Source organism: Actinosynnema sp. NPDC059335, assembly GCF_042752395.1.
Taxonomy (GTDB): Bacteria; Actinomycetota; Actinomycetes; order Mycobacteriales; family Pseudonocardiaceae; genus Actinosynnema.
The window spans coordinates 27,028-40,752 of the sequence record NZ_JBHYXZ010000075.1 but is presented as its reverse complement, the minus strand read 5'-3'; the positions used below and the strand labels follow the sequence as shown (position 1 = coordinate 40,752).

13 protein-coding genes are annotated in these 13,725 nt (G+C 73.3%); 1 reads left to right on the top strand and 12 read right to left on the bottom strand.

The window, feature by feature from the left end; translation table 11 throughout:
* Positions 1-111 precede the first annotated feature (111 nt).
* The 11 genes from ACFXGA_RS23060 to ACFXGA_RS23010 all read right to left on the bottom strand — a co-directional run bounded on the left by ACFXGA_RS23060 (position 112) and on the right by ACFXGA_RS23010 (position 12,227).
* Complete coding sequence (locus ACFXGA_RS23060; protein ID WP_378090902.1) at positions 112-1,083, bottom strand: ABC transporter permease subunit; 972 nt, start codon at positions 1,081-1,083, stop codon at positions 112-114.
* A complete protein-coding gene (locus tag ACFXGA_RS23055; protein WP_378090901.1) occupies positions 1,080-1,979 on the bottom strand; it encodes an ABC transporter ATP-binding protein in 900 nt (299 codons plus the stop codon). Before ACFXGA_RS23055 ends, ACFXGA_RS23060 begins: the two co-directional genes overlap by 4 nt.
* Positions 1,976-2,371, bottom strand: coding sequence for a GntR family transcriptional regulator (locus tag ACFXGA_RS23050; RefSeq protein ID WP_378090900.1), 396 nt, complete (start codon positions 2,369-2,371; stop codon positions 1,976-1,978). The genes ACFXGA_RS23055 and ACFXGA_RS23050 overlap by 4 nt, the downstream gene beginning before the upstream one ends.
* Positions 2,372-2,568: 197 nt before the next feature.
* Positions 2,569-4,290, bottom strand: a complete 1,722-nt coding sequence (locus ACFXGA_RS23045; protein WP_378090899.1) for an alpha-galactosidase — start codon at positions 4,288-4,290, stop codon at positions 2,569-2,571.
* Positions 4,291-4,884: 594 nt separating this feature from the next.
* Entirely contained in the window at positions 4,885-7,536 is a 2,652-nt protein-coding gene (locus tag ACFXGA_RS23040; protein ID WP_378090898.1) for a fumarate reductase/succinate dehydrogenase flavoprotein subunit, read from the bottom strand.
* On the bottom strand, positions 7,536-8,201 hold the full coding sequence (locus ACFXGA_RS23035; protein WP_378090897.1) for an ABC transporter ATP-binding protein: 666 nt from the start codon (positions 8,199-8,201) through the stop codon (positions 7,536-7,538). Before ACFXGA_RS23035 ends, ACFXGA_RS23040 begins: the two co-directional genes overlap by 1 nt.
* Positions 8,198-8,968, bottom strand: coding sequence for an ABC transporter permease (locus ACFXGA_RS23030; protein ID WP_378090896.1), 771 nt, complete (start codon positions 8,966-8,968; stop codon positions 8,198-8,200). The genes ACFXGA_RS23035 and ACFXGA_RS23030 overlap by 4 nt, the downstream gene beginning before the upstream one ends.
* Positions 8,965-10,314 (bottom strand): ABC transporter substrate-binding protein, encoded by a 1,350-nt coding sequence (locus ACFXGA_RS23025; protein ID WP_378090895.1) that lies wholly within the window; start codon positions 10,312-10,314, stop codon positions 8,965-8,967. The genes ACFXGA_RS23030 and ACFXGA_RS23025 overlap by 4 nt, the downstream gene beginning before the upstream one ends.
* A 26-nt stretch (positions 10,315-10,340) precedes the next feature.
* Positions 10,341-10,568 (bottom strand): ferredoxin family protein, encoded by a 228-nt coding sequence (locus tag ACFXGA_RS23020; RefSeq protein WP_233817622.1) that lies wholly within the window; start codon positions 10,566-10,568, stop codon positions 10,341-10,343.
* A 139-nt stretch (positions 10,569-10,707) separates the two neighbouring features.
* Positions 10,708-11,466: a GntR family transcriptional regulator gene (locus ACFXGA_RS23015; RefSeq protein WP_378090894.1), complete on the bottom strand. Its 759-nt coding sequence runs from the start codon at positions 11,464-11,466 to the stop codon at positions 10,708-10,710.
* Between the two features lie 320 nt (positions 11,467-11,786).
* Positions 11,787-12,227: a MarR family winged helix-turn-helix transcriptional regulator gene (locus ACFXGA_RS23010; protein ID WP_378090893.1), complete on the bottom strand. Its 441-nt coding sequence runs from the start codon at positions 12,225-12,227 to the stop codon at positions 11,787-11,789.
* Positions 12,228-12,325: 98 nt separating this feature from the next.
* Between ACFXGA_RS23010 and ACFXGA_RS23005 the strand changes: the two genes are divergently transcribed.
* Entirely contained in the window at positions 12,326-12,823 is a 498-nt protein-coding gene (locus ACFXGA_RS23005; protein WP_378090891.1) for a hypothetical protein, read from the top strand.
* Positions 12,824-13,033: 210 nt separating this feature from the next.
* Here the strand turns inward: ACFXGA_RS23005 and ACFXGA_RS23000 are convergent, their stop codons facing one another.
* On the bottom strand, positions 13,034-13,330 hold the full coding sequence (locus ACFXGA_RS23000; protein WP_378090890.1) for a hypothetical protein: 297 nt from the start codon (positions 13,328-13,330) through the stop codon (positions 13,034-13,036).
* Positions 13,331-13,725 lie beyond the last annotated feature (395 nt).

Genomic DNA, 13,725 nt, shown 5'->3' with positions numbered 1-13,725 from the left:
GTGTCCTCTTGGTGGGCGGGGTGGGCGCCCGGTGTGTGTGTCTCATCGTGCGGGGGGTCTCGTTCCCCCCCCGCCCCGACCCGACCGCATGATCCGGGCCCCGACCGGCTCCTAGATCACACGGTGCCGTACCCGCCACACCACCACACCGATCAGGACCGCCGCGACGCCGACGAACAGGGCCGTCTCGACGAGCTGGAACGGCCAGAACCGGTCGGCCGGGTGGTAGACCCCGAACTGCTGGACGCCCCGCCCGTGCAGGAACTGGTTGAGGTTCGTGCCGGCCCGGTCGGCGGCGGCCTCCAGCTCGAAGTACTCCGCCGAGCCCAGCCTCCGCCCCGTGGCGTCCGCGTAGCCCCGTTCGATCACCCAGTCGGTGACGCCGGTCCGGCGGCCCATCAGGTCCTCCGAGCCGTCGACCGGAACCGGCGCCACGGTGGTGAGCGGTGTGGCGTAGGCGGGACGGGCCAGCAGCGCCACCGACATCCGGGCGGCGAGGAACGCCCCGAACGCGACGCCGAACGCGGGCAGGCTGCGCCGCAGGATCGCCCCGGCGGCAACGCCGACGCCGAACGCGAACAGCGCGTACGCCACCGGGACGAGCCCCTCCAGGTCGAAGGCGTCGTACTGGAACCGCCCTTCCCACGCGTCGAACGGCTGCCGGAACCAGGTGAGCACCGCGGTGAACATCCCGGTGAGGACGACCGTGACGCCGCCCAGCGCCGCGAGCTTGGCCGCCAGCCAGCGCATCCGCGGCACGGCCTGCGTCCACGCGAGCTGCCAGGTGCCGTCCTCCAGTTCCCGCGCGAGCAGCGGCGCGCCGAGGAACGCGCCGACGACGAGGGGGACCAGGTAGAAGGCCGCCAAAAGGTTCTCGACGAACCCGTACTCCTCGTCGAGCCGGCGGAAGGAAGCCGCGCAGGTCTCGTTGAGCCCGGCGTCGCCCGCACACGCGGCGGGACCGCCGGGGAACAGGTCGTGGGCCTGCGCGCCGAGCACGAGCAGGGCGACGCCGAAGACGCCGATGAGCAGACCCACCACGCAGACCTCGGTCCGGTGCTGGCGCCAGATCAACCACGTCATGCCGCACCCACCGAGGTGATCGCGGTGTCCGATCCGGACGGCCGGCGCAGGTAGGCCAGCACCAGCTCCTCCAGCGCGACGGGCCGGGCCTGCCACCCGGGCGCGGCCGGGATCGCGCCGTCGCGCACCAGCAGGGTCGTGTGCCGGTCGCTGTGGACGGCCTCCACGACGGGGCCGGCCCGGTCGAGGTCGGTGGCCGTGCGCGGACCGACGAGCAGCCGGTGCTCGGCGAGGAGGGTGTCGATGTCACCGGCGAGCGTGACGCGGCCCTGGTTGAGCACCACCAGGTGGTCGCAGACGCGTTCCAGCTCGTGCACGACGTGGGAGGAGAACAGGACGGTCACGCCGCCCTCGGCCACCGCGCCCATGAGGACCTGCAGGAACTCGTGCCGGGCCAACGGGTCGAGGCTGGCCACCGGCTCGTCCAGGACGAGCAGGTCCGGCCGCTTCGCCAGGGCCAGGGCCAGGGCGACCTGGGCCTGCTGGCCGCCGGAGAGCGTGCCGGCCCGGCGGTCGAGCGGGATGCCGAGCTTCGCCAGCCGGCGCTCCGCGAGCCCCTGGTCGAACCGCAGGTTGCAGGCCCGGCCGAAGCGCAGCATCTCCGCGACGGTGAAGCGCTTGTACAGCGGGTGGTCCTGGGCCAGGAACCCGATCCGGGACAGGGTGTGCGGGGTGCTCGCGGTGACGTCGTGGCCGAGCACCTCCACCGTGCCGGTGCTCGGCGCCAGCAACCCGACGACCAGGCGCAGCAGCGTGGTCTTGCCCGCGCCGTTCGGCCCGACCAGGGCGATCACGCCACCCGCCGGCAGGTCCAGCGTGCAGTCGCGCAACGCCCAGCCCTTCCGGTACCGCTTGCCCACGCCGTCGGTGCGCAGCGCGAACCCGGTCGCCGTCACGCCACGCCCTCGTTCCTCGTGTCCTGGTGGACGGAAGTGAACAGCGCGGTGACGGCCTGCTCGTCGAGGCCGGCCGCGTAGGCGCGGCGCAGCCAGGTCGCCAGGCCGCGGCGCAGCGACGTGTACGTCGACGCCGGTATCGCGGCCGACTGCTGTTCGTTGACGAAGGTCCCCTGGCCGGGCCGGCCGGTGACCAGGCCCTCCTGTTCCATCTGCCGGTACGCCTTGGCGACGGTGTTCGGATTGATCGCCAGGTCCTCGACCACCTCGCGGATGAGCGGGAGGCGGTCACCGGGTTGGAGGAAGCCCAGCAGCACCGCCTGGCGTACCTGCTGGACGAGTTGCAGGTACGGCGGCACGCCGGAGTGGCTGTCGAGCCGGAACGCGAACACGGTTGCTCCTTACTGCATTCCTAGTAACATAGTAAAGCAGTAAGGAGCCGGTCAAGAACGCCCACACGACCGCGCGCCGGAACCGGACCCACCTGCCCCGACCGCGCGGGAACCGTGCGGTCGGGGCGCGGCGATGACGACGGACCGGCGGTGCGGCACACCGACGGGACGCTCGGGCTCACCGCGCCCCGGGACCTCTACGCGTTCCTGCGCTGCCACTGCTGGTTGGCGCCACCACCGCAGGTCCACTGCACGAGCCTCGCGCCGTCGCTGGTCCCGGCGTTGAGCACGTCCAGGCACTTGCCGCTGTGCTGGGCGATCAGCCGCACGTACCCGCCGCCGGCGTCCTCGGACCGCCACCGCTGGTTCGCGCCGGATCCACACGTCCACTGGACCACGCGGACACCGTCACCGGTGGCCGCGTCCCCGCCGTACACGTCCAGGCACTTCCCGCTGCCCACGTTGACCACGTTGTAGTAGCCGCCACCCACCTCGCGGAACCGCCAGCGCTGGTTGGCCTGGCCGTTGGCGCCCCACTGCACCACGTCCGCGCCGTCGGCCGTCGAGGCGTTGAACACGTCGGCGAGCTTGCCGCTGTGCCGCGCGGTCAGCGTCTGGTCGGTCGGCGTCGGCGTGGTGCCCTGCGGGGTGAGCCGGTACAGCCCGGAACCGTGCGAGGGCAGCGGGCGGGACAGGCTGCCGCTGACCGTGCCGAGGCTCGCGCCCGACCACAGGTCGGTGACCGTCGCGGAACTCATCCCGAGGTCCGCGAGCGGCACCGAGACGTTCGCCGTGCCGCCACCCCGGTTGAACAGCGCGACGTACTTGTCGGCGCCGCTGGGCGCGTCGGCGGTCCACACCGTGCCCGTGCCGCTGTAGAGCTGCCGGTTGTTCCGGCTGTGCTGGTCCACGGCCAGCACGGCGGCGTTGTTCATCAGCGCCAGCTCCGACGCCCGGTTCTGCGTCAGGTCACCGCCCCACATCATCGGCGACCGGGTGATCGACCACAGGGTCATCAGCGTGCGCTGCTCGTCGGCGGTCAGGTTGGAGTAGCGCGGCGACCCGACCGGCCCCTGCTGGGACAGCCGCCCGATCGGGATCATGTCCGGGTCCGGCCACGCGCCCACCGCGCGGTGGGGCGTCCACGCGTGCAGCCGCTCGAACAGGGCGTCCAACGCCGCCCAGTTGTCCCACAGGTCGTTCACGACCCGCCACATGTGCGCGTTGGCCGCCACGTGCGAGCCGTTGGCGGTCGACGTCGGTCCGGGCGACAGGCTGAGCACCATCGGCCGACCGCTGCGCTGGATCGCCAGCCGGTAGCCCTCGATCTCGGCCTGCCGGTAGGTGGGCGCGGCGATGTCGTCCACCTTGACGTAGTCCACGCCCCACGAGGCCAGCAGCCTGAACTGGGCGTCCAGGTACGCCTGGGCGCACGGGTTGGCCATGTCCAGGCCCCAGTTCAGGTTCAGCCACGCCGCGGTCGTGGTGTTGTCGATCTCGTTCGCCCGGCAGTTCGTGCCGGGCACCGGGAGGTTGTCCGCCACCACCTGGCGCGGGATGCCCCGCATCAGGTGCACGCCGAACTTCAGCCCGGCGGTGTGGATGTAGTCGGCCAGCGGCTTGAACCCGTTCGTGCCCGCGGCGGAGGGGAACCGGGTGGTGTCGGGCAGCAGCAGGCCGTTGGCGTCGGTGCGCAGCCGGGGCTGGAAGTCGGCGCTCTGGTTCGGGCTGCCCGTGCCCCGGCCGGGGTAGTACCAGGCCCAGTCGATGACGATGTACTGCCAGCCGTGCTGCCTGAGGTTGTCCCGCATGTAGTCGGCGTTGGCCTTGACCTGCGCCTCGGTCACGTTCCAGTTGAACGAGTCGTAGCTGTTCCACCCCAGCGGCGGGGTCGAGGCGACCCCGTTGTCCCAGGCCACGGCGGGACTCCCCGTTCCCGGGACGAGGGTGGTGGCCGCCACCGTCAGCGCGGCCGACACCGCCCCCGCCCACCGCGCCCGTCGTGATCGAATGTGTCGCACCCGTGCTCTCCCGTCCTCGTCGATCGGCCGTGCGGCGGCGGGATGTTCACGCTCACATTCTCGGATCGAGCCGTCGCCGGCGGTACCGACAGGAGATGTGATCGTTCACATCGTTCGGCCGAACCTCGCTCCGCCGCCGTCACGGAGGGACGGCGGGTCGGCTCGCACGCCGGGTGGCTCGCGGATCGGTCGAGACCGGGTGCGGGGAACCTCACGGCGGCGGCCCGCGCCCGGAGGTTCGCGTCAGGCGCGCTACCGGAGTGCGTCCGCGCCGGTGATCCCGTACGGCCGTGGTGCGGTGCCGCGCCGGCGGACGGGGACCTGCGACGTGACCGCCGGACCGGGCCACGCGGCGGCAAGCCCGCCCGGCGGTCGGCGTCGCCCGCTCCCCTGCCGGGCCGCTCGGCGCGCCGCCCACGGTGAGCAGGTCCTGGTCGGCGGGCCGTGCAAACGACAGCCGCCCCACCGTGCCGGGCATCGCGGCCCTGCTGTTCAGCGGTTCCCCGGGGGCCGGCTCACCCCGTCCAGTGCTCGGCGCGCGTAGGCGCGCACGTCGGCGTCGTTGTCCGTCGCCGCCGCGGCGAGACCGGAGCGCACGGCGGGCAGCTTGACCCACTCGGCCAGGGCACGCACCGCCGCCTTGCGCACGTCGCTGTCCCCGTCGGCCAGCAGGGGCAGCACGGCGTCCGGCTCGTCCAGCGCCCAGGCCGCGCCCACGCGGACCTGCCAGGCCGGATCGGTCGCCGCCGCCCGGGCCGCCGGCTGGAGCGCGGCGGGCCGGCCGATCCGCCCCGCCGCCTCCAGCGCCGCCGCACGCACCAACGGGTCCGGGTCGGCGGCGAGCACGCCCAACGTCGCCGCCGCGGCCGGATCACCCAGGCTGCCCAGCCCCTTGGCCACCTCCACCCGCAGCTCGCGCCGGGGATCGCCGGCGAGCGACTCGACCAGCCGCCGCTCCCGCAGGGACACCAGGCCGCGCAACGCCGCCGAGCGCACCTCGGGGTCGGCGTCGGACGACGCCGCCGCGTACACCTCGGCGGTGCCGAGCTTGAGCGCCCACAGCACCTCCAGGGCCACCGACCGCGCCGGCGACCCCTCCAACGCCCGCCGCAACGCGTCGCCACGCGGCACGACCTCGACCAGCTCCCGCAACCCGGCCGCGGCCGCCGCGCGGACCGCCTCTTCCTCGTCGGACATGGCCCGCACCAGGGCGAACTCGAACCCCTCCGGCACGACCTCGGTCAACGCCGCCACCGCGGCCCGCCGCACCGCCGGGTCCGGGTCGACCAGGTACTCCTCGAACCGCGCCAACCCCGGCTGCTCCTCGGTCAGCGCCACCAACTCCAGCACCCGGCCGGACGCCGCCACCCCGCCGCCCGCCCGGGCGCTCGTGACGGAGGCCGCGCGCACCGACAGCGTCCCCAGCTCCTCGACCTCGCCCGCCCGGTGCACCAGCCCGTCCACCGGCACCAGGTACGGGTGCACCGGCCGCTTCACGAACTCCATCTCCCCCGCCGCGTTCTTGCGCAGGTTGAGGTGGTGGAACCACTTCTCGTCGTCGCGGTCGGGCGTGTCGAGCCGGTCGTGGTAGAGACCCCACCGGCTCTCCGTGCGCATCAGGGAGGACGCGGCGGCCATCTCCGCGCAGTCGCGGATGAACGTCACCTCCGCGCACCGCATCAGCTCGTGCGGCGTCGTCGCGCCCATCGCCGCGATCTCGCCCTCCATGCGCGCGAACGCCTCCCGCGCGATCTCCAGCCTGGCCTCGGTCTTCGGCGGCGCCACGTAGTCGTTGACGAACCGCCGCAGCTTGTACTCGACCTGGTGCTGCGGCGGGCCGTCGGGGTTGCGCAACGGCCGGTAGACCAGCTCGTGGGCGGCGGCGACCTGGTCCTCGGGCAGGGGCCCCGGCGGCACGCCGTGCGACGCCGCGTGCGCGCCCGCGAGGTCGCCGAACACGAACGCGCCGATCATGTAGTTGTGCGGCACGCAGGCCAGGTCGCCCGCCGCGTACAGGCCGGGCACGGTCGTGGCGCCGTGCTCGTCGACCCACACGCCGGACGCCGAGTGCCCGCCGCACAGCCCGATCTCCGAGATGTGCATCTCGATGTCGTGCGTGCGGTAGTCGTGCCCGCGGTTCGCGTGGAACGTGCCGCGCGTGGGCCGCTCGGTGGTGTGCAGGATGCCCTCCAGCGCCGAGATCGACTCCTCCGGCAGGTGCGTGACCTTGAGGTAGACCGGCCCGCGCGGCGAGGCGATCTCCCGCGCCACCTCGGCCATCATCTGCCCTGACCAGTAGTCGCAGTCCACGAACCGCTCGCCGAGCCGGTTGACCTGGTAGGCGCCGAACGGGTTGCCGACGTACGCGCACGCCGGGCCGTTGTAGTCCTTGATCAGCGGGTTGACCTGGAAGCACTCGATGCCGGACAGCTCCGCGCCCGCGTGGTAGGCCATCGAGTGGCCGTCGCCCGCGTTGGTGGGGTTCTCGTAGGTGCCGTAGAGGTAGCCGCTGGCGGGCAGGCCGAGCCGCCCCGCCGCGCCGGTGGCGAGGACGACCGCGCCGGCCGAGACGGTGACGAACTCCCCGGTGCGGGTGTTGAACCCGGCCACGCCGACCGCGCGGCCGTCCGACACCAGGACCCGGACCGGCATCACGCGGTTCTCGATGCGGATGCGTTCCCGCATCCGGCGTTCGCGCATCACCCGGTACAGCACCTTCTTGACGTCCTTGCCCTCCGGCATGGGCAGCACGTAGCTGCCCGAGCGGTGGACCTGGCGCACGTGGTAGTCGCCGTAGGAGTCCTTCTCGAACTTCACCCCGTACCGCTCCAGCCGTTGCACCATGGCGAAGCCGCGGGTGGCGGTCTGCATGACCGTGCGCTGGTCGACGATGCCGTCGTTGGCCTTGGTGATCTCGGCGACGTAGTCCTCCGGGGTGGCCTTGCCGGGGATGACGGCGTTGTTGACGCCGTCCATGCCCATCGCCAGCGCGCCGGAGTGCCGCACGTGCGCCTTCTCCAGCAGCAGCACGTCCTTGCCGTGCTCGGCGGCGGTGATGGCGGCCATGGAGCCCGCGGTGCCGCCGCCGACCACGAGCACGTCGCACGACAGGTGCGTGCGCTCGCGGAGGTCCGGGATCTCCATCACGACCTCACCGCCGCCAGGATCGCCTCGCGCCGCACGTCGACCTCGCCCGTGCCGAGCACCACGACCCGGTCCCCCAGCCGCACGGCCTCGTCCACGTCGTGCGTGACGAACACCGTGGTCGCGCCCGCTTCGCGCAACACCTCCACCACCAACTCCTGCATGTCGGCCCTGGTCTGCGCGTCCAGGGCGGCGAACGGCTCGTCCATCAGCACCACCTTCGGTCGTTGGGCCAGCGTGCGGGCCAGCTGCACGCGCTGCCGCATCCCGCCCGACAGCTCGCGCGGCAGGTGCCGCTCGAAGCCCGCCAGGCCGACGCGGTCCAGCCAGCGCCTGGCCGCGGCCCGCCGCCGTGCCCGGTCCACCCCTTGCAGGGCGAGGGGCAGCTCGACGTTGCGCTGCGCCGTGCGCCAGGGCAGCAACCCGTCCTCCTGGAACACCATCGCCCGGTCCCGGGACGTGCCGCGCACCACCTGCCCGTCCACGACCACCCGGCCCGCCGCGGCCGGGACCAGGCCCGCGACCGCGCGCAGCAACGTCGACTTGCCGCAGCCCGACGGCCCGGCCACGACCAGCAGCTCGCCGGTGCGCACGGCGAGGTCGAAGTCCCTCAGCACGACCGCGTCGCCGAAGCGCACGGTCAGCCCCTCCACCAGGACGCTCACGCCGTCGCCTCCCGCGGCAGCCACCGGGTGGCGCGGCGGCCCGCCAGCTCCACCGCGGCGGACGTCACCCAGCCGAGCAGGCCGATCGTGACCATGCCGACGATGACGCCGGGGTAGTCCACGATCGTGTAGGCCTGCCAGGTGCGGTAGCCGACGCCGTACCGGCCGGAGATCATCTCGGCGGAGATGACGCAGATCCACGACACGCCCATGCCGACCGACAGGCCGCCGAACACGCCGGGCAGGGTGCCCGGCAGCACGACGTTGAGCAGGACGTGCCGCCGGTCGCCGCCCATCGTGCGGACGGCGTCCTCCCACATGGTCGGCAGCGCCCGCACCGCGTGCCGCGTGCTCACCAGGATCGGGAAGAACGCGGCCACGAAGGTGATGAAGACGATGCCCTGCTCGTCGGTGGGGAACAGCAGGATCGCGATGGGCACCAGCGCGATCGCGGGGATCGGCCGCACCACCTCCAGCAACGGCTGCAACACGTCGCCGAGCACCTTCGACCGCGCCACCACGATCCCGAGCGTGGTGCCCAGCGCGGCGGCGAGCAGGAACCCGGCGGCGATGCGGCCCAGGCTCGCGGTGAGGTCGGTGTAGAACTCGGCGGCGCCGGCCTGCTCGACCAGGCGCTCCGCCACCTCCACGACGGTCGGCAGCCGGTCGAACCGCAGCCACGCGGTCGTCCCGGTCGCGGTCAGCACCTGCCACAGCAGCAGCCCGGCGGCCAACGAGCCGATCCGCAACGCCCACCGCCCGCTCACGGCGTGCCCGCCGCGGCGAGGGCCTGCGCGTAGTCCAGCGCGCCGGGGCCGGCGGCGGCCTTCGTCGTGTACGGCCGCAGGGTGCCGTCGTCCGCGCGGACCCAGTGCGCGTGGTCGGCGAACCACCGGGTGCCGGTCCCCGCGTCGGGCACGTAGGCCACGCGGACCTTCTTGCCGCTCTGGTTGATCAGCTTGAGCAGGCAGGTCGGGGTGGCGGCCGGGTGGGTGGTCTCCTCGCCCTCGAACCACACCTCGCTCGCGGTCGCCGGGTCGGTCACCTCCACGCCGCACGCGGTGTCCGTGCCGGTGATCCGCGCCGGGTTGGCGGTGTCGGCGGCGCCCTCCCCGACCGCGGCCCGGAGCGGGCCGTCGTCGATGAACCGGTCGACGTCGAGCTCCTCGATGTCGCCGATCGACTTCAGCAGCGGCACGTCCTGCTTCAACGCGTCGCGCAGCAGCGGCTTGAGGCCCAGGTCGAACGTGGCGATGCCGTTGGGCCCGTTGTAGAGGTACACGACCTCGACCGGCAGGCCGGTCGCCTTCGCCACGACCTGCGCCGCGGCCAGCGGGTCCGCGTGCAGGTCGCGGGTGGAGTCGGCCTGGGCGCGCAGGAACTCCGCGAGCACCTCGGGCTGCTCGCGCGCGAACCGGTTGCGCACCACGACGCCGTGCAACGTCGGCAGGTCGAGCGCCGCGCCGTCGTAGAGCAGCTTGGCCTGCTTCGCGAACACCAGTTGGCCAGGCCAGGCGACGAACTGGGACAGCGCGGCGACGTTGCCCGCCTGCAACGCGGACGCGCCGACGGAGGGTTGCTGGTTCTCGACGGTCACCTCGATGTCGCCCAGCGCGCGCACGAGCGTGCCGTGCCCGGCGGAGCCGACGCTCGCCGACACCCGCTGCCCGGCGAGGTCCCGCAGGGTGGTCGCGGTGGAGTCCGGCGGGACGACGACCATGTTCAGCGCGCCGCGGGCGTTGTAGCCGGTGACCGACACCATGCGGGTGCCGTCGTCTCCGAACTGCTGCGCGCGGGACCCGTTGATGAGCAACGGGAAGTCGCCCATGGAGCCGATGTCGATCTTCCCGGCCAGCATCTGCGCGGTGATGGGCGCGCCGGTGTCGTAGTCCTGCCAGGTGACCTCGTACCTCTTGCCGGTGCGCGCGCCGAGGTCGGCGAGCCTGCGCTCGAAGTGGCCCTGCTCGCGCAGGAGGGTGCCCGCCGTGACGGTGTTGATGGTCTTGGACTGGTAGCCGACCACGACCGGCACCACGTCCGCGGACGCCGCGCCGGCGGCGCAGGAGGACACCGCCGCGGCCACGAACGCGACGCCGAGGATTCGCCTGAACATCGTTCTTCCTTTCGCCCGCAACGGTGTCAGCGCAGCAGGTAGGGCATGTTGACCTGGACGGCGCCCGTGGGGCAGCGCGCGGCGCACGGCCCGCAGTACCAGCACTCGTCGACGTGCATGAACGCCTTGCCGGTGTCGGGGTTGATCGCGAGCGAGTCCAGCGGGCAGATGTCCACGCACAGCCGGCAGCCCTCGATGCACAGCGACTGGTCGATGGTCACCGGCACGTCGGCGCGGTTGTTCACCAGAGCCACAGCGGTTCTCCTGGAAATGGGCGTGACGGGACGGCTCCGCCCGGGGTGGGCGCAGCTCGGGTTTCGGCGCGGGGTCAGCGACAGATGGCGCTGGCCTGGCGGCGCAGGTCGACGTGCAGCCGGAACCGCGGTGCGACGTTCACCGCGCCTCCCGCGGGCCGCGCACCAGTTCGGCGCGCATGGTGAGCCGGTCGCCGCGCATCCTGATGTACTCCAGGTCGACCGGGCGGCCGTCGGCGAAGTGGCTCAGGCGTTCCACGACCAACAGCGCCGCGCCCTGCGGCACCTCCAGCACCGCGGACGCGTGCAGGTCGGCGTTGACGGCCTCCAGCGTCACCGCGGCGGCGCCGAGGCGTCGGCCGCTGGTGCGCTCGATGAGGGAGAAGATGTCGCGGTTCTCCAGGTCCTGCTCCAGCAGCGGCTCGCCGACGTCGCGCGGGAGGTAGGTGAGGTCGAGCGAGAGCGGCAACCCGTTGAGCCGTCGCAACCGTTCGATGTAGACGACCTGCTCCCCCTCGGCGAGGCGCAGCCGCTGCGCCACCGGGCCGGGCGGTCGGATCAGGCCGGCGGCCCGCACGTCGTTGCCGACCTCGCCGTGCTCGCGCAGGGTCTCGGCCAGTCCCATGAGGTGGTTGAGGCCGTGCGCGTACTTCTCCGCCACCACGACCGTGCCGACGCCCGGCACGCGTTCGATGAGCCCTTCCTCGCGCAGCAGGTCGAGCGCTTCGCGGATGCCGTTGCGGGAGGCGCAGAACTCGGCGGCGAGGAAGCGCTCGTCGGGCAGCACGCCGTCGGGGAACGCGCGCTGGACGACGAGTTGGCGGATGACGTCGGCGGCCTGCCGCGCCCGGTCGGCGCGCAGGCGTCGCTCGGACGGGGCCGGTCGCGGGCTGCTCACGCGGCACAGTCTGCGGTCTGCCGCCGAGGTGTCGGGTAACGACCCGATTACGCCACCTGGAACGGGCTGTTTCCTGCGAGAACAGCGCCGTTCCGCCACCTGCGGCGCGGTCCACCATGTGGACAGTGGGTCCCGCACGTGGTTCCACCCGGCCGGCCGGCCGCTTTCACCGCCGCCGCAAGGGATCCATCGGTGTGCGCAATGATCGCACACCGACACTTGAACCGCCAGTGCCGCCGGGCTCCCGCGCCCACCGCACGGGCCGGCAGCCGTCGCGGTGCGACCCGGCCGGCCCGATCAGCACGTCCGACGGCGAGCGGTCACGGGTTGTCCTCGCCGGACACCAGTCGCCCGACGATGTCCTTGAGCGCCTTCGCGTCGCGCGGGTCGAGGCGGTCCACCAGGTGACGACGGGTCGCGGCGTCCAGGGCGGGCACCGACGCGTCGACCGTGCGCCGGCCCGTCGGCCGCAGGGTGACCTCGACCCCGTTCGCGACCTTGTCCCGTGCCACGTGGTCGCGTTTCTCCATCCTGGTCAGGAGGTGCGAGAGCCGGGTCCGGTCCCAGCCGAGGGCTGCGGCGAGGGCGTTCTGGCGCAGGGCGCCGCCCGATTCGTGCAGGCACACCAACACGCTCAGCTCCGCCTCGGACAGGCCGGACGCCGCGGTCACGTCGGCGACGACCGCGGCGCGGACCGTCTCGTACGCGCGCTTCCACACCAGCCACAGCTCGGTCGACTCCGCCGGACCCTGTGTTGACATGTCAACACCCCCCTTCTACGGTTCGACCCTACAAGGCAGCTCACACGTGAGGACTTCCCCGATGCCCGACCCGAAGGCACTGCGCCGGCTTCCGCGCCGTGGCACTCCTCCCGCTCGTGCTCTTCCTCCCGGCCGTCATCGCCTTCTTCGTGGACCCGGACGTGGTGTGGGGTGAGTACCTGGGGGTCTTCTTCCACCTCTCCATCCTCTTCCTCGTCCCACGCCTGGACGCGGCGCCGTGGGCCAGGGCGGCCGGCTACGGGTGGGTGGCGCTGGACGTGCTCGCCGGCATCCTGATGATCAACGACGTCGAGCACGACACCGCCTGGGCGGTCCGGCTCGGCGGGCACGTCCTCGCCGGCGTCTGGATCGTGGCCGCCTCCCTGGTCAGCCGGGCGTGGCCGGTCCGCGTGGTCGGCGTGGTCACGGGGACCTGGCTCGCCGCATACTCCTTCGTGGGGACCGTGCTCCCGGAGTCGTTCCTGCGCCCGGCCGGCATCCTGATCCTGGTCTGGTTCGCCCTGCTCGCGGTCTTCCACCGCGCGACCGGGGAAGGCCCGGTGGCGACGGGTTCGGCGGCGGTCGGGACGGCGTGACGCGGCTCGTCCCCGCCCGCGAGCGGTTCAGGCGGGGAGTGTAGTCGCCGAACATGCCGTGCAGGGTGCCGATGCGCGACAGCGACGCGGCGCGGGCGACCGGGTCGCCCGTGGTCGTCGCCAGCCGCAACCAGTCCCGGGCCGTGGCCATGGCCTGCTCCAGGTCGCCGCACTCCCAGTGGGCGTTGGCGAGGTTGTCCAGGCTCCGCATTAGCGCGGGCGGATCGCCGACCGCTCGCGCGGCCTCCAGTCCCGCTCGCGCCACGGCGAGGAAGTCGTCGCGGTGGCCTCGCGCGCGCAGGTGGCGTGCGGTGACCGGTGGCCGCCCAACCGCCGCGCGAAGTCGTCGGTCGTCCACATGGGACGGTCGCGCAGCCGGGCGGCCGCGATGCGGATCGCCAGGGGCAGGCCGCCGCACAGCCGCGCGACGGCGCCCGCGTCGGTCCGGCCGGACACCGCGGTGAACAGCGCCTCCGCGTCCGCTTCGGGCAGCAGGTCGACGGGCATCGGCACCATTCCGTCGACGGCGGTGAGGCGGCGACGGCTCGTGGCCAGGACGGTCGAGCCCGACGCGCCGGGAGGTCCGTCCCCCAGACCCGCTCGACCAGCCGGTCGGCGGTCACCAGCCGGGGCGCGTCCACCGCCAGCGCCGCCAGCACGCACCGCTGCTTGGCGGGACCCAGCTCCAGCGCCCGGCCGCCGCGGTGCCGCACGAGTGACGGCCCCGCCCCGATCAGCGGCGGGGTGGGGACGTCGAGGAGGCGTGCCGGGGCCGACGCCGCGCCGGGCCCCCCGTAGGCGCACCGGGGGGCGGCGGCCCCGGCGGGGGGGGGCGAGCGGGGGGGCGGGGGTGTGTATGGTGTGTGTTATAAACAACTGAAGCGGCCGCCGAGATTTTTGGT

Excerpts from the sequence above, each read along its gene's own strand:
- ACFXGA_RS23060 (WP_378090902.1), bottom strand. The coding sequence starts at position 1,083 with ATGACGTGGTTGATCTGGCGCCAGCACCGGACCGAGGTCTGCGTGGTG.
- ACFXGA_RS23040 (WP_378090898.1), bottom strand. The coding sequence starts at position 7,536 with ATGGAGATCCCGGACCTCCGCGAGCGCACGCACCTGTCGTGCGACGTG.
- ACFXGA_RS23000 (WP_378090890.1), bottom strand. The coding sequence starts at position 13,330 with ATGCCCGTCGACCTGCTGCCCGAAGCGGACGCGGAGGCGCTGTTCACC.
- ACFXGA_RS23010 (WP_378090893.1), bottom strand. The coding sequence starts at position 12,227 with ATGTCAACACAGGGTCCGGCGGAGTCGACCGAGCTGTGGCTGGTGTGG.
- ACFXGA_RS23025 (WP_378090895.1), bottom strand. The coding sequence starts at position 10,314 with ATGTTCAGGCGAATCCTCGGCGTCGCGTTCGTGGCCGCGGCGGTGTCC.